Below are 22,837 nucleotides of genomic sequence, written 5' to 3'. Positions count from 1 at the left end.
CGAGCGCCCGCTCGGCACCGGTCACTCACCGCTGGGACAACGCGTAGGCGCGGATGATCTCCTGCTCCAGGGTGTTGCCCTGGGCGTCGGCCGCGGACAGCCGCCACGAGAGGTAGCCGCCGGTGGAGCCGCGGTCGTAGAGCGTCGCGACGTACCGGTCGTCGCCGCGCTGGCGGACGTTGCGGACCTCCTGCCACGTCGCGCCGTCGTCGTAGGACACCTCCAGGGCGACCTCCTCGACGGGGATGTCGCCGGCTCCGGCCGGGTGGCCGAAGGTCATCACGATCTCGTGGGGACCGCGGCGTTCGCGCGGATGCGGCGCCCGGTTGCGCAGGTCGACGTCGACGTCGTAGTCGACGGCGAGCAGCGGCTCCACCCGTCGTTCGCCGTCCGCGGGCCGCTGCGAGGTGAACGTCCAGACCGAGCGGGTCCGGGTCGACAGCGCGGCCCACACCGAGCCGTTACCGACCGCGTACTCGACGCGGTGCCGCGCGGGCTCCGGCGCCGTCTCGAACGACGCGGACGACTGCCACGGCGTCTCGAGGAGGAGCTCGTCGTCGCGGTAGACGCGCAGCTCGGTGTCGAAGCCCGCGTCGAACCAGCTGGTGGTGGCGCTGCCGAAGTTGCCGGCGCCGTCCTGCAGGCCCATCGACACCGTGACGGTGTCGCCGGTGCGGGTCGGCGGTTCGAACGGGCTCGCGCCGGGCGCGAGCGGCTGCTCGAACCAGCTGTGGACGTAGCGCTCCCCCGGCTCGTAGGACCGCAGGTCGCTGAAGAGCAGGAGGTGCTCGGTGGGCTCGTACGGGCCGAAGCCGCCCCCGTACGGCGACTCCGGCGCCTGGCCGGTGTGCGTCCAGCGCAGTGACGGGCCGGCCGACAGATACGTGACGAGCGTGCGCGGGCCGCTGACCGGCACCGGCTGCGAGAACGAGCTGGTGTCCCACGCCTGGTACGGGTACCAGGTGCGCGTCATCGTCGTCTCGTCCGCCAGCTGGCTGTGCACCGGTGCGTCGACCCTGGCCAGCTGGTCGGTGCTCGCGACGTAGCGCAGATCGGCCGGGATCGCGCCCTCCTCGGTGTAGACCAGCTCGTAGGAGTACGGGCTGTCCGGGACGCCGCGGGCGGCCACGCGGACCGGCCCGGCGGCGAGCAGGCCGAGGAGCGCGTCGCCCTCCTCGGCCGTCACCCGGACGGTGGGGACCTCCAGCAACGCCGGTGGCGCACCCGGGTCGGCGTCCGGGCCGGGCCGGTCGTTGGCGACCACCACCAGGACCGCGCCGGCCGCCGCGGCGTTGTTCGCCTGCTCGGCGACCGGGATCTCGTCGGAGCGCCGGACCAGCGCCACGGCCCCCGTCAGGTCGGCGGCGGCGACGTCCTCGGGCCGGCCTAGCCCGGCGTCGACGATCTCCGCCTCGAGGTCGCCGTCGAGCATCGGGAACTGCCGGGAGAAGTCGCTGAACGCCGACGCCGGGTAGTACTGCGGCTGCAGCCGGACCTGCTGCTGGCCCACGACGTCGACGGCGATCTGCGGCGCCTCGAGCCGCCAGCGGGTGTGCGCGGCGAACTCGCCGGTCGACACCGCGTCCATCGGCTGCATGAACAGGCGTTCCTCCAGCATCGCGCCCGGCCACATGCTGCGTCCGACGTCGACGGCGGCGCCCGTCTCGGTGACGCGGTGGTAGCCGATGGCCATCGCCGCGCCGACGTTGCGCTTCGTCTCGTGCTCCGGGGTGTCGACGAGCACCTCGGTGGCCAGGCGGGCGTCGAGCACGACCTCGGTGTCGGCCGTGATCTCGATCTCCGGGTCGCCGACGAGGCTGCGGTTGAGCGGGGTGGCGAAGGCGCCGGGCTCGACGGAGGCGGGCATGGTGTCGACGAACCCGAGCACCGAGTACGTGCCGACCGGGACGCGGACGCAGGTGGAGCCGGCGTACGGGTCGTCGGTGCACGGTGCGGCCGGGTCGCCGTCGAGGTTCCGGGTGGCGTTCACGCTGCCGTCCCGGACGTCGAGGACGGTGGCGCTGCCCGGGGCCGGCCGTCCGTCGCGGCCGATCCCGCGCACGGTGACCTCCACCATGTGCGGCTCCTGGTGGTAGCCGACCGGCGTGCGCACCGTGGTCCCGTCGGCCGCCCGCGCCGTCAGGTACCCGCCGAACAGGCCCGGGTCGCCGAGCGCGGTGTCCAGCACCAGCTCGACGGTGGCGGTGCCTTCCGCGGGCACGGTCACGGCCGGCACCGAGGTGGTCAGCGTGCCGGCCGGCGGCGCGGTGCCGTGCTCCGTCGCGACGTCGACGGACAGGTCGAGGACGACGTCGGCGCCGGTCAGGTTGCGGTAGGTCACCGGGCGGCTGACAGCGGGACGGTCGTCGTGCGGCCACGGGAGGTGCCCGAAGCTCACCGAGCCGGGAACGCCGAACACCCGGCCGTCGAGGGCCCGCTCGATGTCGATGCGACCCCCGCCCTGCTCGTAGACCGTCGCGCTGTTACCCGGCCGGGCGGTGGTCATCAGCCAGCCCTTCAGCTCCTCCGGCCCCAGCGCCGGCTCCGCCTGCAGCAGGAGCGCCGCGGCGCCGGCGACGTGCGGCGCCGCCATCGAGGTGCCGTCGGCGTTCGTGTAGAAGTCGTCGACGGGGTAGCCCATGGAGGTCCCGCTGCCGCGGGCGGCGACGATGCCGACGCCCGGCGCGGTGACGTCGGGCTTGATGCCGTAGGTCTCCGGGAGGGGGCCGCGGTTGGAGAAGTCGGCCAGCACGTCGGACTTGGTCACGGCGCCCACGGCCAACGCCGACGCGGCCGCGGCGGGGTGGCTGACGCACTCGGCGCAGCCGTCGTTGCCGGTGGACACCACGAACAGGGTGCCGTGCTCGGCGGTCAGCGCGTCGGCGGCGGCGCTCATCGGCTCGCCGTCCGTGCCGTCGGCGCCGAGGCTCATGTTGACGACGTCGGCGCCCTGCTCGGCGGCCCACTCCATGCCCTCGATGGCCCACGACACGAACCCGCCGCCGCCGTCGTCGAAGACCTTGCCGTTGAGCAGGTCGACGCCGTCCGCGACGCCGCGGTAGCGCCCGCCGGAGGCCGCTCCGGTGCCGGCGATGATCGAGGCGACGTGGGTGCCGTGCCCGACGCCGTCGGCCGCCGTCTCGCTCCAGCTGAAGTTGCGCTCACCGACCACGGTGCCGGCGAGGTCCGGGTGCGCCGCGTCGATCCCGGTGTCGAGCACGGCGACGGTGACGCCGCTGCCGTCCAGGCCCGCGGCCCAGGCGGCGGGCGCCCCGACCTGGCCGGCGCTCTCGGACAGCGCCGCCTCGGTCCGGCCGTCGAGCCAGATCTTCTCGACGCCGGCCAGTGCGGGCGGCTGCGCGATCGCGGCCGCCCGGCGGTCGTCGTCACCGCTCTGCGCGAGGGTGACCAGTGCCGCGCCGAGCTCGGGCGCGTCGTCCTTGTCCAGCCGGACGCCGGTGCCGCCGATGCTCTCCAACCGGCCGGTGACCTCCGCCGACGGCAGGGCGGCGAGCCGGCCGCCGCCGTGGCTGACGATGAGCGGCAGCGTGTCGAAGGACGCGTCGTCGTAGCCCTGGTCGATCAGCGCGGTCACGTTGAACAGGGCCGGGTCGAGCCGCGCGGGGACGAGCGACCGGACGTCGTCGGGGATCACCTGCAGGTCGCCGTCGCGCTCGACGGTGAGGAAGCTCGGGGCGCGCCCGTCCGGCCGCGGCGCGGGGACGACCTCGACGGCGCGCGTCCCGCCGGCCAGCTCCGTCACGGTCACGACGTCGCCGGTGATCAGCGTGACCGACGTGGTTCCCGTCGCACCGCGCGGAGGTGCGGCGGCGGGAGCCGGGGTCTCGGCGGAGGACGCCGGGCCGGACGCGGCCCAGAGGCCGGGCACGAGGGCGAGGACGGAGAGCGAGGAGAGCAGGCGGCGGCGCATGGCATTGGTGTCTATCGGCACCATGTTTCAGCCGTCCACGCCTGCGGCTGTCTGATTCCGGACATGTCGGGAACTCGCCAATCGCCCTAGCATGGCCGGCATGCTGGAGAGCGTGGGCGTGGAGCCCGACGACGAGGCCGTGTACCGCGCGCTGCTGGGCACCCCGGAGTGCACCGTGGCGGAGCTCGCGGCCGGGACCGGGCGCGACCAGGCGGCCATCCGCCGGTCCGTGGCGCGGCTGGAGGAGCTGGGGATGCTGAGCCGGACGGCGCACCGCCCGGCCCGGCTGATCCCCGCGCGGCCCGACGTCGCGGTGGAGGTGCTGGTCGCCCGCCGGCAGGCCGAGCTGGAGCGGGCGCGATCGGCGGCGGCCGGACTGGTCGCCGAGATGCAGTCCCCGGCGAGGTACCGCCCCGAGAACCTCGTGGAGGTCATCGTCGGCCAGCCGGCCATCGCGGCGCGCTATGCGCAGCTGCAGAACGGGACCGAGCGGGAGCTGCTCGTCCTCGACCGGCCGCCGTACGCCGCCGAACCCGCCGATTCCGACTCACGCGAGCGGCAGTTGCTGCGCTCGCAGGTGGACGTGCGGGTCATCTACTCCCCCGAGTCGCTGGCGCTGCCCGGCGGCGTCGACGTCGCGCTCGACGCGGCCGCGGCCGGGGAGCGGGCGCGGGTGCACCCGCGGGTCCCGATCAAGCTCGCGGTGTCCGACCGGTCGATCGCGCTGCTGCCGCTGGCAATGGACCAGATGCGCGGTTCCGCGCTCGTGGTGCGCGAGAGCGCGCTGGTCGAGGCGCTGGCGCAGCTGTTCCACCTGCTGTGGGACCAGGCCATGCCGCTCGTCTCGACGACTGCCGACGACGGCGCCGGCACCGGCGTCGACCGGCGGCTGCTGACCATGCTGGCCGCCGGCCTCAAGGACGACGCGATCGCCCGGCAGCTCGACGTCAGCAGCCGCACGGTCGGCCGCCGCGTCGCCGAGCTGATGGCGCGGCTGGGCGCCCGGACCCGGTTCGAGGCCGGAGTCCGGGCGCAACGACTGCTCTAGGCCGCCGGCGGCGTCGGGTCGCCGGGCCGGTGCCGGCCGGACGGGGCCGCGCCGGGCTGCCGGTTGGGAATGCCGCGGGCCGCGAACAGCGCGACCATCGCGATCAGGGCCAGCAGAGCGAGCGCGGACCGCAGGCCGTCGATGCGGGCGGCGGCGTTGTCGGCCACGATCGCGTCGGCGACGTCCGCGGCGACGCCGGCGCCATCAAGCGCCGCGGCGAGCTGGTCGTCGGACACGAACGGCACCCCGCCGGTCAGTTCGGCCTCGGCCTGGGTGACCAGGTCGTCGGGCACGGCGGGATCGTCCCGGACGCCGGCGAGGAACGACGTGGTGAGCGTCGCGATGAGCACGGCGCCGGCGAGCGCCGTCCCGATGGACGACCCCAGGAACATGACGCTGTTCTGGACGCCGCCGACCTCGTCGCTGCGCTCATCCGGCACGGACGAGACGGTGACGCTGCCCAGTTGCGACGCCAGCGCGCCGATGCCGAGCCCCGCCAGGATCATCGGCCAGGTGATGACCTCCGGTCCGGTGCCGAGCTCGAGCGCCGCGGCCAGCCACACGACGCCGACGCAGATCGACAGGAAGCCGGCCCGCACCACCAGCCGCGGCGACATTGCGGGGAGGAGCTTGGGGATCCCGAGCGCCGTCGCGAGCAGGGCCAGCGAGAGCGGCAGCATCCGCACGCCGGTCTCGACGGCCGACAGCCCGAGGGCGACGGAGAGGAACAGCGGCACGGTGAAGAACGTCCCCGCCAGCACCACGTACTGGAACAGGAACGAGACCAGCCCGCCGCGCAGGACGTCGTTGCGCAGCAGCGCCGGGTCGAACAGGATCGGCCGGCCGGCGTCGCGCTGGCGCCGCTCCCACGCGGTGAACCCCAGCAGCGCCAGGCCACCGGCCAGGATGAGCCAGATGACCGGCGACAGGCCGAGCCAGTCCGGAGCGTCCGGCTTCGGGTTGACGAACCCCCAGGTGCCGGAGCGGATGGTGCCGAACACGATGAGGCCGAGCCCCAGGGCCGACAACGCCGTGCCGACCAGGTCCAGCCGCGCCGACCGGTCGCCCGGCACGTCGGCCATCCGCCGCGTGAGCACCAGGATCGCGCCGACGATCAGCACCTCGCCCGCGAACACCCACCGCCACGACGCGTAGGTCGTGAGGGTCCCGCCGATCAGCGGTCCCAGCGCGACGGCGATCGCCCCGGCCGCCGCCACCAGCCCGTACGCCCGAGGCCGTGCGCCGCGGTCGAAGTTCGAGGCGATCAGCGCGACGATCGCCGGCATGATCAGCGCCGCACCGACACCTTCGAGCACGGACCAGCCGATCAGCAGCACCGTCAGGTCGGGCGACAGCGCGGTGGTCAGCGATCCGGTGCCGTAGATGACGCAGCCGATGGCGAACGCCCGCTTGCGGCCCAGGATCTCGCCGATCTTCCCGCCCGTGATCATCAGTGACGACATCACCAGCGTGTAGAACGTGATCGCCGACTGGATCCCGATGACGGTCGTGCCGAGATCCGCCGCGACGGTGGCGATGGACACGTTCATCACCGAGCTGTCCAGCGCCATCAGGAACTGTCCCGACGCCAGTGTCAGCAGGATCAGCCCGGACGTGGCCGCGGCCGTCCCGGCCGGCACCGAATCGTCGGTCTCCACCACCAGGCACCCCCGTCCCGGACCTCGACACCAGCGTGTCCGGGACGGGGCCGCCCGCCGTCACCCGTCGCGGGCGATACCGGACGACAGCGGTGTCAGGTCGCCGGACCCGTGCCGACGTTGAGGATGTTGCCGTCGGGATCCTTGAACCAGGCGCCGCGGAACGGTCCGAGCTCGGCGATGCCCCGCTCGTCGGTCTTGAGCCCGGGCAGGTCGTACTGCTCGAACGTGACGCCCTTCTCCGTCAGCTCGTCGACCATGGCGTCGGCGTCGTCCACCATCCAGGTGGCCACCGTCTGCGTGGCATTGCCCGCGAACTGGCTCTCGTAGAGGAGGAAGCGCGTGGCTCCCGAGCTGTACATGACCCCGCCGGCTTGATCCTCCATCTCGGCGGTGAACCCCAGCGTCTCCTCGTAGAACGACCGTGCTCGTGCCAGGTCGCCCGTCGCGATCGTGGCGTAGACCGGATAGTCGTTGAGCATGCCGATCACCCCCCGAAGCCGACTGTACGCCGGTATCCGCGGGCGGAGCCGGTGACCGCCCGAGTTTCTGCGCGCAGCAGGTCAGGGCCGGAACTCGACCTCGTCGACGAAGAAGGTCTGGCTGTTCACCGCGGGTGCCGGGTCGCACGCGAGCGTGTGCGACGTCAGCGCCGTGACCTTCCCGTCGGGTGCGGCGGTGGCGACCACCGTGCCGCTGACGCTCACCGTGGCCGACGTCAGTGTCGCCTCCACCCGCAGCGAGCTCCACCGTTCGTACATGCCGGTGACCCCGGGGACGGTGCCGGCCGGCGCGATCTCCTGCCACGCCCGCGACTTCGCCACCCAGCGCCCGATCGACCCGTCGTCGAACACGGCCAGCCGGTAGGGCTGCACGTCCTTCTTGCCGTCGCGGCCGGAGATGGCGAACACGAACGCGTCGTGGTCGACGCCTTCGTCGAAGCCCATCTGGTCGGGGCGGAAGCGGAAGGCGAGCGTCTTGGTGGACGTCGGGTCGCCGGGCTTGGTCACCCAGGCGGTGCGGTCGTCGGAGACGGCGTCGGCGATGCGCAGCACCCGCCCCGCACCGGCGGTGTTGATGTCGGTGGTGAACACCCCGGTCTCGGAGCGCTCGTAGTCGCGCGGCGAGGTGTAGAGCGGGTCGTTCTCGAAGGTCTGTGTGTCGGCCGCGTACAGCTCGATCTCGTTCAGCATGCTGCAGGGCGCCGGCATGCCCTCGGGGCAGTCGTCCGACCCGGGCGTCGTCACGCGGACGTACCGGGCGTCGACGACGGGGAGCTCCGACGAGTAGGTGAGGGCGAAGCTGCGCTGGGCGCCCGTCTCCCACCAGGTCGTCCACGGGCCGCCGGGCGAGGTGGCGACCTCGACGGTGGCGGCCTGCTCGTGGCCGATCCACTGGCTCAGCCCGACCTTCTCCAGCCGGTACTGCCGGTCCAGCGCGATCGTGTAGACGCCGGGACCGCCGGCCGCGGCCGCGCTCGACCACGCCTCCGTGCTGCCGTCGACCGCGCCCTGGGCGCCCAGCCGGGGCCGCGACGGCGTGCGGTACTCGTTCGCGACGGTGATCGACGCGGTCCTCGCGCGGACCTTGCCGGCGAGGTCGAGCTTGCCGGCGCCCGGCGTCAGGATGTCGACGGGACGGCGGACGATCGCCTGGTGGTCCAGGTCCGTCATCGTGTAGACGTGCGAGCGCCAGTTGCACTTGTCGGTGTCGGCGTTGAAGGCGTAGACGGCGTGGCAGGTGTCGGCCGCGGCGACGACGCGGTTCGACGCCACCCAGTCCATGCCGCTGTTGCCGCTGGACCCCTCGTTGATGGTCCCCGGAAAGGGCAGCGGGTTGCCGTCCTGGTCGAGTGCGGCGTTGCGGTACACCAGCGTCGGCTGCTCCCAGGAGGCGCCGGTGCCGTCGGGCGAGACGGTGATCCAGGTGTCCTGCCGGCCCGCGAGCAACGCCATGACGCCATTGGGCAGCAGGTGCAGCCGCGGCTGGATCATGCTCGGAAACCCGGGCGCGTCGATCGGCTCGGGCGTGGTCCACGTCGCCTCGGGGTCGTCGAGGTCGAGGCGCGCGGTCTGCAGGGGGACGTAGGTGCACGGCGGCGCGGCGCCCGGCTCGGGCTCGATGGTCAGGCAGTTGCGCATGACGGCGACGAGGTCGCCGTCGACGTTGATCTCCAGAGCGGTCTCGGTGAACTGGTGGTCGCCGATCCCCCGGGCGCCGCGGGCGATCACCGAGTGCAGGTGCCAGCTCGCGCCGTCGTCGGTGCTCTCGAGGAGCAGCGCCGACGTCGACGGGCCGGTGCTGTGCGGCAGGACGGCGTAGGCGCCGAGGTAGAGAGTGCCGTCGGGCGCGGCGACCATGTTGTTCGGGTAGAGGTTCGCGCCGGGGCTGAACACCTCGGGCGCGAGCTCGACCATGGTCTCCGCGGGCGCCCCGAAGGTGACGCCGCCGTCGGTCGAGACGCGCGTGTAGGCCCGGCGCGTGTCCGCGTCGACGATGTTCGACGCGCCACCGGCGACGGTCATCGAGAAGTCGAGCACCGTGCCGTCGGCTCGCCGCACCGCGGTGAAGATGCCGGGCACCTGCGGCGCCGGCGTGAAGTTCAGCCCGCCGTCGAACGAGGTCTTGCTGCCGGGCTCGACCCACGGCCGGAAGTCACGGTGCCGGCCGAACGTGACGTGCACCGGCCGGGTCGGCACGGCCGCCGTTCCCGCGTCGAACGCGTGCACGTCGGGCGCCCAGGCGACCTCGCCGGCGTCCACGTTCGGCGTGTGGATGACCTCCCGCGGCGACCCGAGGTGGACGCTGGTCGCGTCGGAGGACACCGGCGCCGCTGCGGTGGTCGGTGACGAGGTCCCGGGCGGCGCGGGCGCCGGCGCGGCCGAGCCGGGGACGGCGGACAGCCCCAGCGCCGCGACGGCGACCAGGGCCCCGGACAGGACGACGGCGCGCCGGCTCGCGGCGATCACGGTGGGTACCATGCGCCGAATGAAAGGCAGAACATCGTTCCATGTCAATAGCTCCTGACTTGATGCGACTTGTCATGAACAGGACATTGACATGGAAAGTGTTGCCATGCGTCGGCGCCCGCGCGGACGACGCGACCTGCCGGCCGCGGCCCGAGAACCATGATCATGGGCGGTTTGGTGCTGCTCTGGCGCCACCAATCCGCCCTTGATCACGGTTCTCACCTGCGGCCGGCGGTGTCGGAGCAAGAGTGAGTTTCCCCGCGGCAGGCCGAGTCAGGCGTCTGCCGGACGGCCGAACGGGGGCTGTCCGGCCAGGAGACCACCGTCGACGGCCAGGGTGGCGCCGGTGACGAATGAGGCGCCGTCGCCGCAGAGCCAGAGCGCCGCGGCGGCCACCTCGTCGGGCGTGCCCAGCCGGTGGACGGGGACGGCGGCGGCGACCCGTTCGCGGGCGGCCTCCCCCGCCCGGTCGAGGGCCTCGGTGTGTGTCGGCCCCGGCGCGAGCGCGTTGACGCGGACACCGTCGGCGGCGTGGTCGAGGGCGGCGGTCTTGGTCAGCCCGATGAGCCCGTGCTTGGCGGCGACGTACGGCGACAGCCCGGCCACCGCCTCCAGGCCGGTCGTCGACGCGACGTTGACGATCGCGCCGCCGCCGGCCGGCACCATGGCCGCGATCTCGGCGCGCAGCGACAGGAACACGCCCCGCAGGCTGACCGCGATCGTCCGGTCCCACTCCTCCACGTCGAGCCGGGCCAGCGGGGTGGGCCGGCCGCCGTGCGCCGCGGCCGCGTTGACGGCGGCGTCGAGCCGGCCGAACGTCTCGACCGCGGCGGCCACCATGCGCGACGCGTCCTCGGCCCGCGACAGATCGGCCGCGACGACGAGGGCCGTCCCGCCGTCCGCCTCGATCTCGGCCCGCACGGCCGCCAGCGCGTCCGCGGAGCGCGCCACCAGCACGACCGCCGCCCCCGCGACCCCGAACGCCCGCGCCGTCGCCGCGCCGATGCCGCGGCTCGCTCCCGTGACGAGCGCGACCTTCCCCTCGAACCCGTTCATTACCGTGACTGTAATCGAACCACTGGCCCAGTAACTGGCCCAGTGCACCGGCGAGCGGCTGGCCCTGTCGCCGGCCGGCGCGCGGCGCGAGGATCGCCCGCATGCGGTTTCGCCACGCGCCCGAGATCTGGGCCGATCACCCCACGCTGGCCGCGGGGGTCCTCGCCGTCGACGGGGTCAGCGACCGGGCCGCGCCCGACGATGCCGTCGAGCGATACGTCGACCAGGCCCTCGAGCGACTGCGCCAGGGGCCGCCCAGCACCCTGCCCCAACTGCGGGCCTGGCGGCGCACGTTCGCCGCGATGGGCGTGAAGCCCACGCAGTACCGGTGCGCCGCGGAGTCGCTGCTGCGCCGGCTGGGCAAGGACGGCACGCTGCCCCGCATCCACCCGCTCGTCGACCTGTGCAACGCCGCGTCGGCGGCGGCCGCGATCCCGGTCGCCGCGATGGACCGCGACCGCGTCAAGGGCGACCTGGAGGTCCGGCGGGCCCGCGGCGACGAGACGTACACGACGTTCGGCGGCGAGGTGGAGCGGCCCGTGCCCGGCGAGGTGATCTTCGCTGACGAGGCCGGTCAGGCGCACGCCCGGCGCTGGACGCACAAGCAGAGCGGCACGTCGATCGTCCGGCCCGAGACCCGCGACGTCCTGATCGTGTCCGAGGCGCTGCACCCCGGCGCCGCTGCCGACGTCGAGGCGCTGCTCAGCGCACTGGCCGCCGACCTCACGCGGGCCTGGCCGGGCGTGACACCGCGGCTGACCATGCTGACCAGCGCCCGGCCGGCCGTGAAACTCGCTGGCTGACAACGTCACCGCTGTGATGGAGTGGCGCCGTGGACGCCGCCGCCATCGCCGACCGCTTCAACCTCGGCGCCCGCCCGGCGCTCTCCGACGGCCCGGTCGCCCGCGGCAAGCAGGGCGCCGTCTGGCGGCTCACCACCGTGGACGGACGGTGGGCGGTGAAGGTCCCGTTCCGGCACGAGGACGAGGACGCGCTCGTTCCCGCCGCCGCGTTCCAGGAGGCGGCCGCGGCGGCGGGCGTCCCGGCGCCTCGGATCCGCCGCACCACGGACGGCGACCTGTTCGCCGTCGTCGACGAGACGCGGCTGCGGGTCTACGAGTGGGTCGACCTCGGCGACCCCGATCCGCTGCTCGACCCGGAGCTGGTCGGCGCCGCCGTGGCCGCGACGCACCGGGTGCCGGGCGCCGAGCCGGCCGCGCCGTTCACCGAGCCCGACCGCTGGTACCTCGACCCTGTCGGCGCGCAGCGGTGGGACGAGCTGATCACGGAGCTGGCCGCCGCCGACGCGCCCTTCGCCGCCGACCTCGCCGCCCTGCGCGACGAGCTGGTCGCGTTGGAGTCGTGGCTCACTCCGCCGGCCGCGCCGCGCGCCTGTCACCGCGACCTGATGGCGGACAACGTCCTCCCGACGGCGGCCGGCGGCGTCTGCGTCATCGACTGGGAGAACAGCGGCCCGGCCGATCCGGCGCAGGAGCTCGCCGTCGTGCTGTTCGAGTTCGGGCGCACCGACCCCGGCCGGGCCCGCGCGCTCGTCGCCGCCTACGAGGACGCCGGCGGCCCGGCCCGCCTCTCCGGACGCGGCGACTTCTCCATGCTGATCGCGCAGCTGGGCCACATCACCGAGCTGTCAGCGGCCGACTGGCTCCGGCCGAACGACCGCTCGCCCAGCCGCCCGCACGCCGGGGCCTGGATCCGCGAGGCCCTCGACGACCCGCACACCCGCGAGCGACTCGACGCCCTGCTGGAGGCGATCTCCCGATGAGGCTCGCCGTCTTCGGCGGGTGCGGTGCCTGGCCGGCGGCCGGGCAGGCGTGCAGCGGCTACCTCATCGAGCACGACGGCTTCCGGCTGCTGGTCGATCCCGGGTACGCCGTTCTTCCGCGGCTGCTGCGGGTCGTCGATGCGGCCGCGGTCGACGCCGTCGTCGTGTCGCACGGGCACCCCGACCACTGTGCCGACCTCAACCCGCTGCTCCGGGCCCGGGCACTGCGCGACGAGCCGCCCGCGCCGCTGCCGGTGTTCGCCCCGGCGGGCGCGGTCGACGCCGTCCTGGCGCTGGACTCGATGCGCGCGATGAGCAGGGCGGTCGAGCCGGTGGTGCTGACAGACGGCGGGCGCGTCGGCATCGGGCCGTTCGACGTCACGTCTGCCCTGCTGCCGCACCACGTTCCCGACCTCGGCGTGCGGATCTCCGCCGGAACCGCGACGCTGACCTACAGCGGCGACGCCGGCCCGGACGCCGCGCTCGTCGAGCTGGCCCGCGACGCCGACCTGCTGCTCGTCGAGGCGACCTACCCCGACGCCGTACCGGACGAGGACGCCGGGCTGCTGTGCAGCGCCGTCGAGGCGGCCGAGCAGGCGGCGGCCGCCGGGGTCGCGCGGACCCTGCTCACGCACCTGTGGCCCGGCCTGGATCCGGCCGCGTTCGTGGCCGCCGCCGAGCGCACCGGCGCGACGAACGTCGGCGTCGCCGCGCCGGGGCCGGCTCAGCCGATCGGCTCGTAGTCGAGCTCGAGGAAGTCGTCGACCTCGGCAGCCCACCGCTGCGCGACGAAGGCGACGTGCACGGGGTGCTCGTTGTAGCCGTCGTAGGCCGCCTGGTCGGCGAACTCCATGGAGAAGCCGAACGTGAAGTCGTTCTTCGGGCTGGTCTGCCGGAGCTGCTCGAACCGCTGGACGTCGGGGATGTCCGCGAGCGCGAGGGCGGCTTCGAGGAAGGCGCGCTCCTCGTCCGAGCCGGCGGGGTGACGGAGGCGGAAGGCGACGGTGTGGCGGATCATGGACGGAGCGTAACGGAGCGCGGTTCCTGGTAGAACGTCCCGATGGTGCCTGACGTCAGCGCCTGGCGCGGTCTCGATCTGGTCGAGCCGCTGCTCGGCGGCGCCCGGAACCCGGTGTTCCTGGCCCGTCGGGGCTCCGAGCGGTTCGTCGTGCGGGTGTCCGGCCGCCCCGCACCGTCGCTGACGTGGGAACTGGACCACGGTACCGGAGGTCAGCCGCAGTGGACGCGCGTGCGGGTGGCCGTGGTCCAGTCGACGACGCCCTTGAGGTTGAGGCAGCGGTTCGACATGTCCACACCCGCCGGCGTGTAGACCGGGCCGGCGTAGTAGCTGTACATGCCGCCGTCGCAGCCGACGCTGCTGGGGCACGACGGCGGCGACCAGCCGTACGGCCAGATGCTCGCCTCGGTGTACAGCTTGATGCCGTAGGTGGCGCTGGAGTGGTTGACGACCATGCAGTTGCGCTTCGTCGTGCCGGACCAGTAGACGTCCATGTAGCCGAGCACCGGCGACGACCCGATCGGGTAGTGCCCGATGTGCCGGTACGACGAGCCGCACGGCCCGGCGGCCGCGGCCACCCGTTCGCCTCCGCCGATCGTCGGGTCGGAGTCTCCGCCCGCGGCCGCGGGCGCGGCGAGACCGAGCAGTAGGAACAGGACGAAGGCAAGTGCAGAGATGGCGCGTTTCATCCGGCGGATCCTCCTTGCCCCGCGACAACCGGATTGTCACGAATGACAGTGGCGGACAACTCGCCCGAGCGCAAGATCATTTCCCGATCGATCTCACAATGACGCCGGATTCATGCCCGCCCCGCGGCGTCGGCCGACGGTCCGAGGCTGGCGCGGGATCGGCCGTTCCAGCGGTCCGATCGTCACCCACAGGCCCAGATGCTCGGCAAGCAGGTGCTCCAGCCGGGCGCCGTCGATCAGCACGGCCACGGCCGGTAGCCGTGCCGGAGCTGGTCGACGTACACGGGGCCGCCCGCCGGGAGGCCGTCGACCAGGATCGACCCCAGCTCGGCCACCCGCGCGGCGACCGCACTGGTCAGGTCCGCCGCGTCGGCCTGCTGGCGGCGGAGTTCGTGACGGCCCGGGTCACACCGTCGGGTCGGCGCCGTCGGGCAGAACGGCCACGCAGTCGATCTCGATCTGGATGAACGAGAAGTGGTTGCCGACGGTGGTGCGCGCCGGGTACGGCGGCTGGAAGGTCTGCGCGTAGAGCTCGTTGTAGCGGGCCCGCGACTCTTCGTCGCGCAGGAACGCCCGCACCTGCACGACGTCGCGCAGGGTGGCACCCGCGGCCGCGAGGATCTCCTCGAGGTTGCGGATCGTCCGGTGGAACTCACCGTCGAACGTGTCGGCCACGATGCCCTTGTCCGGCTCCGTCGACGCCTGGCCCGACACGAACAACAGCCGGCCCACCCGAACCGCCGACGACAGCGGCACCGGCGGCGGGTTCTGCGGGTCCGGCTCGATGTACTCGATCACGCATGCGCTCCTCAATGGGTGGACGAACCTCGCTCACCCTCCGGGTGCCCGCCGTTCCATGTCAAACCATCGTCCTGGGTCTGAGTCGCGCCCGTGGCCCGGATTCGGCCGTTGGGCGCGACTCAGACCCAGGACGTCGCGAAGGGCGAGTGACCGCTCGAACGCCATAGCCGCCGTCGACTGAGGGCGAGAGAAAGTGTCGACACCAGGCCATGTGGTGTCTACACTTTCTCACATGCCCGCGCACCCGAGAGCCGCGGCGGCGGGCACGCGCGAGCGCGCCGCCGAGATCCTGCGCCGGCTGCCCCCGACGTTCACGTACAGCCAGGGACGGTCCGCCGGACTGGACAATCGCGCCCTGTACGGCCTGCGTGACGCCGGCCTCATCGACCCGATCGGCCGCGGGCTCTACCGCCGCGCCGACGCCGAGCTGGTCGATCCCACCCTCGCCGAGGTCGCCGCGCGGGCGCCGGCCGCGACACTGTGCCTCACCAGCGCGCTGGCCGAGCACGGCCTGAGCGACGCCATCCCGCCCGCTCCCCACCTCGCCCTGCCACGCGGGCAGCGCTTCCCCGCGACCGACGGCCCGGTCAGCTGGCATGCGTTCGCTCCCGCGACCTTCGGTCTCGGACGCGAGTCCTTCGCGGTGGACAGCGAATTGCGGCTCGGCATATACAACGAGGAGAGGACGCTGGTCGACGCGTTCCGCATGCGGCACGTGGTGGGCTCCGACGAGGCGTACGAGGCGTTGCGCCGATGGGTGCGCCGGCGCGGTTCGCAGCCCGCCCGGCTCCTCGACCTGGCCGGCCATTTCCCGCGCACCGTCACGCCGATCCGGCGTTCCTTGGAGGTCTTGCTGTGACCCTTCCGCACCGCCGCCCGACCCGCGACACCGTCGGCGGCCGCGTCTACCTCGAGCTGCGCCGGCAGGCCAAGGCAGACGGCCGCGACACCGGAGAACTCCTCCAGCTCTACGCGCTCGAGGGCTTCCTCGACCGGCTGACCAGGTCGCCGTACGCCGGCCGGCTCGTGCTCAAGGGCGGCGTGCTGCTGGCCGCCTTCGACACCCGCCGGCCGACGCGCGACATCGACGTCGCCGCCGTCGGCCTGCCCGGTGAGCCCGGCCACGTCGTGACCGCCATACGGCGCATCGCCGCGGTCGCCGTCGACGACGGGCTGCTGTTCGACGGCGACGCAGCGGCCGCCTCGACGATCCGGGAGGACGCTGAGTACGGCGGCGTTCGGGTGTCCACGCCTTGCACGCTCCAGCGGGCACGACTGCACTTCCACGTCGACGTGAACCTGGGCGACCCGATCCATCCCGGACCTCGCATCGTCGAGCTCCCCCGGCTGCTCGGCGGATCGATCCACCTGCTCGGCAATCCGCTCAGCATGGTCGTGGCGGAGAAGCTGGTGACCGCCGTCGAACGCGGCCAGGCCAACAAGCGCTGGCGCGACTTCGGCGACCTGTACCAGCTGTCGTTGCGGCACGACCACGACGGCGCGGAGCTGATCGCGGCGGCCGAGGCGGTCGCCGGTCATCGCGGGTAGAGCTTCATGGAGCAACACTCCAGCCGCCGGGATTCGCCGAGGTCGCCCAGCCCGCTGGACGGTCTGGCGCCGCCGGCAGCGGCTCGACGGGCTGCCGGAACGGTTCGGCGACGTCCTCAGGCACCTGGCCCCGTTCGCCGCCGCGATCCTGGACGGCTCGGCGCGCGGGCGGCAGTGGTCGCGACACGAACGCGCGTGGACGCGAGCGGACACGGGAGGCTGAGCCGCGGCGTTCATGGACGTTTCATCCGGGCGCCGGGACGTGTTCCCGTGCCGGATCCGGGCGGGTTCGAGGCTTCTGTGCCACCTACGCACCCCACTCCGGAGGTCGAGATGATCCGCCGCAGGAACGCCGTGAGAGGACTCGCCGTCACCGCGAGCGCCGTCGCGCTGGGAACGTTGCCGGTCTCCGCCCAGAGCGCCGCGCCGGCAGCCGCCGTCGTCGCGAAGGCGGTCGCGTCGGGCGCCGACCAGGTGCTGCCCGGCACGGAGGTCGCCCGCTACGACGCGTTCGACGCGAACCAGGGCGTGGCCGTCGACCGGCGGTACTTCTACGCCGTCGACAATCGCACCATCACCAAGCACGACCGCCGCACCGGCGAGCCGCTGCTGCAGTTCGCCGGCGACGAGGACGGGCCGATCGAGCACCTGGACAGCGGCGTCGTCGTCAACGGGCGGCTGTATGCGGCGCACTCGAACTACTCGGAGTATCCGATGGAGAGCTCCATCGAGATCTTCGACACCCGCACGATGCGCCACATCGGCACGCACAGCTTCGGCATCTACCGCGGCTCGCTGACCTGGCTCGACCACCACGACGGCGCCTGGTGGGCGACGTTCGCGAACTACGACCGGCCGCGCAACGGCACCCAGATCCCGTACGGCGAGACCTACAACACGCAGGTCGTGAAGATGGACGACGACTTCCAGGTGGTCCAGTCGTGGACGATCCCGAAGGAGATCCTCGACCGCTTCGAGCAGATGAGCAACAGCGGCGGCTCGTGGGGCCCGGACGGACGGCTCTGGCTGACCGGCCACGACCTGCCGGAGGCCTATGTCATGGAGCTGCCCGAGGCCGGCAGCGAGCTGAGGTGGGTCGCCACCATCACGCTGCCGGGCATCCAGGGCCAGGGCATCGCCTGGGACGACGCGCGGCAGAACTCGACGCTGTGGGGCATCAGCCGCGACAGCTCCGAGGTGCTCAGCTACCGCATCCCCGTGAACGACATCGTCGAGTCCGGCGACGAGCCCTGGCAGGTGAACGGGCCGGGCGAGTTCGAGGAGTGACGCACTGACGACGGGGACGCCGCGGCGTCCCCGTCTCATCTCCAGCCGCTAGATTCGCCCGTCATGAGCCGACCCTGGATCGCCGGCGCCGCCCTCCTGGTCACCGTGCTGACGGCGGTGTCGACGGTCCTCGGCCTGGCCCGCGACGTCGTCATCGCGGCGGTGTTCGGCGCGGGCGGCGAGCTGGACGGCTACTTCGTCGCGCTGGGGCTGATGAACGTCGCGTTGGGGCTGCTGGCCGGCGCGATGTCCAAGGCGGCCGTGCCGGTGCTGTCGCGGCAGGCGGCCGCCGAGGACGGCGACGGCGACCGGCGGTCGAGCCGCACCCTCTCCGTCGCGGTGTCGGTGACGGTGGTCGGGCTGGGCGTCGCGACGCTGGTCATGCAGCTGTTCGCGGCGGAGATCGTCGCGGTGCTGGCGCCGGGGTTCGGCCCCGCCGAGGCGGAGTCCGCGGAGCGGCTGACCCGCATCGTGCTCATCGCGACGGTGCTGATCGCCGGGACGAACCTGCTGGCCGCGGCCGCGCAGTCGCGGCGGGCGTTCTTCTGGTCGGCGATCCAGGGGGTGCCGTTCAACCTGTCGATGATCGTCGCCGCCGCGGTCTTCGGCCCCGAGTACGGCGTGACGGCGCTGGCCTGGGGGTTCGTCGTGGGATCGGCGGCCCGGCTGCTCGCGCAGCTGCCGCCGTTGCGCCGCCTCGGGTTGCGGCTGCGCCCGCGGCTGACGACGTCGGACCCGGACTTCCGCGCGATGGTCCGGCTGATCCCGCCGCTGCTGCTGGGCAGCGCCATCGGCAACGTCAACACGCTGGTCGACCGCGCGGTCGGCTCCACGATCGGCGACGGCGTCATCTCGTCGCTGTCGTACGCCTGGAGGCTGGTGAGCCTGGCCGACACCGTGCTCATCGCCTCGCTCGTGGTCGCGCTCTACCCGGCGCTGAGCACGGCCGCCGGCGACACCGCCGAGCTGCGCCGGCTGGTCGACCGCGGCCTGGGCGCGACCATGGTCGTCCTGGTGCCGATCTGCATCGGGACGGCGGTGGCGGCGGGGCCGGTGGTCGAGACGGTGTTCCGGCGCGGCGAGTTCACCGCCGACGACGCCACGACGACCGCGACGGCGCTGCTCTGGTACGCGCCGGCGGTGCTGGCGCTGGGCTGGCGCGAGGTGATCGTCCGGGCCAGCTACGCGCTCGACGACACCCGGCGGCCGGTCGCGGTCGCCGTCGTCGCGATGGTGGTCAACGTGGTGGGTGACCTGACGCTGGGTCTCGCGTTCGGGATCCCCGGGCTGGCCGCGTCGACGTCGTTGTCGCTGGTCGTGGCCGCGGCCGGCAACACCTGGCTGCTCAGCCGCCGGCACGACGGGGTCGCCGTCGGCGCGCTGTGGGGACTGCTGCGGCGCACGACGGTGTCCGCGACGGTCACGCTCGGGGCGGCCCTGGGCGTCACCCGGCTGGTCGGCGACCTGCCCGCGGTCGCGCAGGTCGCCGCGGTCGGTGCCGGCTGCCTGACGGTGTTCGCGGCGGCCACGCTGCTGCAGCGCGGGCCCGAGACGTCAGTGCTGCGCGACGCGGCCCGCCTGCTGCGCGGGCCCCGCGCTCGGGCGTGACCCGAGGGCTCGGACGATGCCGAACGGCGTGCCGGCCGTCCGCTGGCCCAGCGGGTTGCCCGCCAGCGCGGCGAACAGCACGTCCGCCGGGAGCGACCGCGGCGAGACCGCGCGGATGCTGCCGCCGTAGTCGTTGAGGTCGACGATCGCCACGCCGGCGCCGAGGAACGCCTCCAGCTCCCGGCACAGCGCCGCCGCCTCGGCCGCGGCCAGCGGCGGCAGCACCAGGTGCTCGTACGGCGGCCGGCCGCCGTCGATGTCGCGGGCCACCGGTCCGGCCACCCGGTAGAACACGCCCCGCAGCCCGAGCGGCCGCGTGAGCGCGCCGGCCAGCGCCGCGGCCAGGATGCGCGGCCCGCCCGTCGTCCGGACGACGTACTGCATCTTCTCCGGCACCGACAGCCCTCGCGATCCCGGCCGCGGGCGCACCGACCGCGCCAGCAGCCGGGCCAGCCGGCCCGGACGCAACTCCTCGATCGGCACCGCTCGCCCGGTCAGGAACACGATGGCCTTCTCGCTCAGGACGACGGTGTCGTCTGGTTCCAGGCGCGGCAGCGCCTCACGCAACACCGCCCGCAGATCGTCGTCCGGCGTGAGCCAGCGAGTGCGGACGGCGTGCCGCAGATACTCGACGCCGGCGACCTCGGACCGGCTCCATACGCCTGTCACACCACGAGAGCCTGACGGACGCGGCTGAGAGCGCGTGTGAAGGACGCGTGAGAGTTCCCTAATCCACGTGGACGGTCACCGGGACACGCAGCTCCGGGGCGCCGGGATCGGACGTCGCGACGAGCAGGGTGGCGCGGTGCGTGGTCCCCGCCGCCAGCGCACCGGCGTCGACGTTCACCGCGAGCCGGATCCGTCCGTCGGCCGCCACCGTGCCGGTCGCCGCGCGCACGTCGAGCCAGGGCACGTCGGCCGGGATACCGGCGCAGCGCTCGCCGGCCACCGGCAGGAACCGGGCCCGCTCCAGCCCGCCGCCCATGCCGCCGATCGACCAGACCTCGCCGCCGGTCCGCGCCTGGGTGCAGAAGCCGCCCGGTGCGGCGCTCACCGGCGAGGGCAGCTCGGTGGCCGGATCGACGGTCCAGCTCCCGCCGGACCAGCCGGCGAGCGCCAGCCGCTGCACCGTCGGCGTCGCGATGCGGCCGTACGGCGGGTCGTCCTGCGCACCGCCGAGGACGTAGAGCGCCTGGTCGGTGGCCACGAGCGCGGCCCCGGCCCGTGGCGCGGCCAGGGCCGGCCCGGCGCTCCACTCCCCCGTGCGCAGGTCGAGCCGCTGGACGACGTCGGTGACGGCGCCGTCCTCGGTCGTTCCGCCGGCGAGGTAGAGGTACGGCCCGGCCTGGGTGAACGCGGGGTCGCGGACGGGGTGCGGCAGCGGCGCCGACGGGGTCCAGGTGCCGGCCGCGACGTCGTAGACGTGGACGTCCCCGGTGACGGTGCCGCCCGAAGCGCCACCGCCGCCTCCGGTGGCGCCGCCGGCCACCCAGACCCGTCCGTCCCAGGCCGCGGCGGCCGCGCTGGACAGCCCCGCGGGCAGCGGGGTCGCGGCGGACCAGGTGTCGCGGGCGGCGTCGTAGACGTAGTGGCGGTCGGTGTCGTCGCCGCCGAGGACGTGGATGCGCCCGGCCTCGCAGCCGGCGACGGCGCTCCGGCCGGCCTCCGGGATCGGTGCCAGCTCGGTCCACGCGTCGGCGGCCGCGTCGTACCGCCAGCTGCGCCGGGTCACCTCGATGCGCTCGTCGACGCCGCCGACCAGGTACCCGTGGTCCGGGTCGCCAGGACACTGGGCGGCGGCGAACAGCATCCGGCCGCCCGGCACCGGTGCGCCGTCGGTCCACCCGGCGGCCGCATCGACGGCCGTCGCGAGCGGGCGCAGCACCTCGGCGGTCTCCGTCACCGCGTAGTCGAAGGCCGCGGCGCCGTCGTTGCCGAGGGTGAGCCGCTCCACCGCGCGGCCCCGGGCCTGGACCGTCAGCTCCAGCCCCTCGGCCGGGGACGCGACGGCGCACGGCTCGTCGCGGCGCAGCCGGAGGTCCTTCGCGGCCGTCTCACCGGCGGCGACGGTGACCGCCCCGCTGCGCGGCTGCCAGCCGTCCGCCGACGCCGTCACGGTGACGCGCCGCTCGGACCGGTCCAGCCAATGCCGGTAGACGCCGTCCTCGTCGGTGGTGACCTCGACGTCGGAGACCGCTCCGCGCAGCCGCACGGTGGCGCCGGCCAGCGGCCGCTCCGGGCCGTCGCAGCGGTCCAGCCCGGTGACGGTGCCGGTGACCAGGCCCCACGACGACGGTGCGGTGGCGTCCATCGCGACGGTCAGCGCCGGGTCGGCGAACGGCGTGTCCTCGAGCAGCAGCAGCCGGGCCAGGTAGTCGCCGGGCTGCCCGGCCGCGGGGACGCTCGCGTCCAGCGTGACGGTGACCTCGGCCGACTCGCCCGGCTCGAGCGTGCGCCGGCCGCCGTCGGCCGACAGCCACGCCACCGGGTCCTCGGTGGTGGTCTGGCAGTCGTCGAAGCCGGGCAGCTGCTCGACCCACGGGAACGTGCCCGGCTGGCCCTGCGTGCCGCCGAGCTTGTAGAAGCCGCAGGTGCCGGCCAGCCGGTACACGTCGAAGATCGAGTTCGGCAGCGACGCCCACTCCCCCGCCGCCGGGTCGTAGTAGAAGCCCTCGTTGCTGCGGTAGCCGCCGACCTGCCCGCCGGACGTCATCAGCAGCCCGTTCGCCGCGGTGTGCGCGGTGAACGTGACGGTCTTCGGCAGGTCCGCGATGCGGTACCACGCGTCGCTGGCGGGGTTGTAGACGTAGCCGCGGGTGCTGTGCTCGACGTGCGGGGCCTGCCCGCCGGCGCAGTAGATCAGGCCGTCGATGGGGCCGCACGCCTGCCACGACGCCGGCTCCGGGTAGTCGGCGACCTGCGACCACGCGTCGGCGGCGGCGTCGTAGACGTAGACGTCGCTGCTGCCGCGGTCGGGCTGGTCGGCCGTGCGCCCGCCGATGACGTAGAGCTTCCCGTCGAGGATCGCCGACCCGGCCGCGGCGAACCGCACCGGCGCGGGGGCGCCGCTCGACCAGGTGTCGGCGGCGGGGTCGTAGATCAGGACGGTGTTCGTCTCGCCCATGCCGGCCGGTCCCCAGCCGCCCACCATGTAGAGGCGGTCGCCGATGAACCCGCCGGCGGGCTTGCCGCGCGGCTGCTGGAACGAGCCGGTGAAGTCCCACCGGTCCAGCGCGATGTCGTAGACCATGTTGCGCTGCGAGATGCCCGACGTGCTGCCGCCGACGTAGTAGAGCTTGCCGTCGTGGACGGCGGCCAGACCGTCGGTGCGGGCGTCGGGCTTGTCGTGGAGGCGGACCCAGGCGGCGTCGCCCGGGTTCGCCGCGGCGCCGGCGTCGGCCGCCGCCGCGGCCGCGGGGTCGAGCGGGCCGCCGTCGTCGG

19 protein-coding genes are annotated in these 22,837 nt (G+C 73.9%); 8 read left to right on the top strand and 11 right to left on the bottom strand.

Annotated features, from left to right (window positions below):
• Positions 1-25 precede the first annotated feature (25 nt).
• Complete coding sequence (locus DY240_RS29750) at positions 26-3,931, bottom strand: S8 family peptidase (RefSeq protein WP_119663259.1); 3,906 nt, start codon at positions 3,929-3,931, stop codon at positions 26-28.
• Between the two features lie 100 nt (positions 3,932-4,031).
• Between DY240_RS29750 and DY240_RS29745 the strand changes: the two genes are divergently transcribed.
• The gene (locus DY240_RS29745) at positions 4,032-4,979 is read left to right on the top strand and encodes a LuxR C-terminal-related transcriptional regulator (RefSeq protein ID WP_119663270.1); all 948 of its coding nucleotides are present in this window, start codon (positions 4,032-4,034) and stop codon (positions 4,977-4,979) included.
• Here the strand turns inward: DY240_RS29745 and DY240_RS29740 are convergent.
• The 4 genes from DY240_RS29740 to DY240_RS29725 form a co-directional block, all read right to left on the bottom strand.
• Positions 4,976-6,637, bottom strand: coding sequence for an MFS transporter (locus DY240_RS29740; protein WP_199702732.1), 1,662 nt, complete (start codon positions 6,635-6,637; stop codon positions 4,976-4,978). The genes DY240_RS29745 and DY240_RS29740 overlap by 4 nt on opposite strands.
• A 95-nt stretch (positions 6,638-6,732) precedes the next feature.
• Entirely contained in the window at positions 6,733-7,119 is a 387-nt protein-coding gene (locus tag DY240_RS29735; RefSeq protein WP_119663268.1) for a VOC family protein, read from the bottom strand.
• An 81-nt stretch (positions 7,120-7,200) separates the two neighbouring features.
• Positions 7,201-9,618 carry a sialidase family protein gene (locus tag DY240_RS29730; protein ID WP_119663258.1) on the bottom strand — a complete coding sequence of 806 codons (2,418 nt, stop codon included), beginning with the start codon at positions 9,616-9,618 and terminating at the stop codon, positions 7,201-7,203.
• Positions 9,619-9,879: 261 nt separating this feature from the next.
• Positions 9,880-10,662 (bottom strand): SDR family NAD(P)-dependent oxidoreductase, encoded by a 783-nt coding sequence (locus tag DY240_RS29725; protein ID WP_119663257.1) that lies wholly within the window; start codon positions 10,660-10,662, stop codon positions 9,880-9,882.
• A 101-nt stretch (positions 10,663-10,763) separates the two neighbouring features.
• On the opposite strand from DY240_RS29725, the gene DY240_RS29720 reads away from it, so the two are divergent.
• Genes DY240_RS29720 through DY240_RS29710 form a run of 3 tightly spaced genes read left to right on the top strand, consistent with a single transcriptional unit; the run spans position 10,764 to position 13,188 of the window.
• Positions 10,764-11,465: a B3/B4 domain-containing protein gene (locus DY240_RS29720; protein WP_119663256.1), complete on the top strand. Its 702-nt coding sequence runs from the start codon at positions 10,764-10,766 to the stop codon at positions 11,463-11,465.
• 29 nt (positions 11,466-11,494) lie between these two features.
• Positions 11,495-12,445, top strand: a complete 951-nt coding sequence (locus DY240_RS29715; protein WP_119663255.1) for a phosphotransferase enzyme family protein — start codon at positions 11,495-11,497, stop codon at positions 12,443-12,445.
• Complete coding sequence (locus tag DY240_RS29710) at positions 12,442-13,188, top strand: MBL fold metallo-hydrolase (protein WP_119663254.1); 747 nt, start codon at positions 12,442-12,444, stop codon at positions 13,186-13,188. The genes DY240_RS29715 and DY240_RS29710 overlap by 4 nt, the downstream gene beginning before the upstream one ends.
• On the opposite strand, the gene DY240_RS29705 is transcribed toward DY240_RS29710, so the two are convergent.
• From DY240_RS29705 to DY240_RS29695, 4 genes are all read right to left on the bottom strand, one after another.
• Entirely contained in the window at positions 13,170-13,463 is a 294-nt protein-coding gene (locus tag DY240_RS29705; RefSeq protein ID WP_119663253.1) for a Dabb family protein, read from the bottom strand. The genes DY240_RS29710 and DY240_RS29705 overlap by 19 nt on opposite strands.
• Before the next feature lie 212 nt (positions 13,464-13,675).
• Positions 13,676-14,152: a hypothetical protein gene (locus DY240_RS29700; protein ID WP_199702731.1), complete on the bottom strand. Its 477-nt coding sequence runs from the start codon at positions 14,150-14,152 to the stop codon at positions 13,676-13,678.
• Positions 14,153-14,245: 93 nt separating this feature from the next.
• Entirely contained in the window at positions 14,246-14,401 is a 156-nt protein-coding gene (locus DY240_RS32640; protein ID WP_158603058.1) for a hypothetical protein, read from the bottom strand.
• A gap of 156 nt (positions 14,402-14,557) precedes the next feature.
• Positions 14,558-14,950, bottom strand: coding sequence for a RidA family protein (locus tag DY240_RS29695; RefSeq protein WP_158603057.1), 393 nt, complete (start codon positions 14,948-14,950; stop codon positions 14,558-14,560).
• 235 nt (positions 14,951-15,185) lie between these two features.
• On the opposite strand from DY240_RS29695, the gene DY240_RS29690 reads away from it, so the two are divergent.
• From DY240_RS29690 to murJ, 4 genes are all read left to right on the top strand, one after another.
• A complete protein-coding gene (locus DY240_RS29690; RefSeq protein ID WP_199702730.1) occupies positions 15,186-15,812 on the top strand; it encodes a type IV toxin-antitoxin system AbiEi family antitoxin domain-containing protein in 627 nt (208 codons plus the stop codon).
• Complete coding sequence (locus DY240_RS29685) at positions 15,809-16,501, top strand: nucleotidyl transferase AbiEii/AbiGii toxin family protein (protein WP_158603056.1); 693 nt, start codon at positions 15,809-15,811, stop codon at positions 16,499-16,501. Before DY240_RS29690 ends, DY240_RS29685 begins: the two co-directional genes overlap by 4 nt.
• A gap of 333 nt (positions 16,502-16,834) precedes the next feature.
• Positions 16,835-17,788 (top strand): hypothetical protein, encoded by a 954-nt coding sequence (locus tag DY240_RS29680; protein ID WP_119663250.1) that lies wholly within the window; start codon positions 16,835-16,837, stop codon positions 17,786-17,788.
• A 63-nt stretch (positions 17,789-17,851) separates the two neighbouring features.
• On the top strand, positions 17,852-19,396 hold the full coding sequence (murJ, locus tag DY240_RS29675) for a murein biosynthesis integral membrane protein MurJ (RefSeq protein WP_119663249.1): 1,545 nt from the start codon (positions 17,852-17,854) through the stop codon (positions 19,394-19,396).
• Here murJ and DY240_RS29670 read toward each other — a convergent pair.
• Both DY240_RS29670 and DY240_RS29665 read right to left on the bottom strand, forming a co-directional pair.
• Positions 19,343-20,065 (bottom strand): hypothetical protein, encoded by a 723-nt coding sequence (locus DY240_RS29670; RefSeq protein WP_119663248.1) that lies wholly within the window; start codon positions 20,063-20,065, stop codon positions 19,343-19,345. The genes murJ and DY240_RS29670 overlap by 54 nt on opposite strands.
• Positions 20,066-20,123: 58 nt before the next feature.
• Positions 20,124-22,837: Kelch repeat-containing protein (locus DY240_RS29665; protein WP_199702729.1), on the bottom strand; the 2,714-nt coding region annotated here is incomplete at its 5' end.

The sequence above is a fragment of the Jiangella rhizosphaerae genome, from assembly GCF_003579925.1.
Lineage (GTDB): Bacteria > Actinomycetota > Actinomycetes > Jiangellales > Jiangellaceae > Jiangella > Jiangella rhizosphaerae.
Note: the sequence above shows the minus strand (reverse complement) of the source record. Positions and strands in the feature narration are given on the sequence as shown.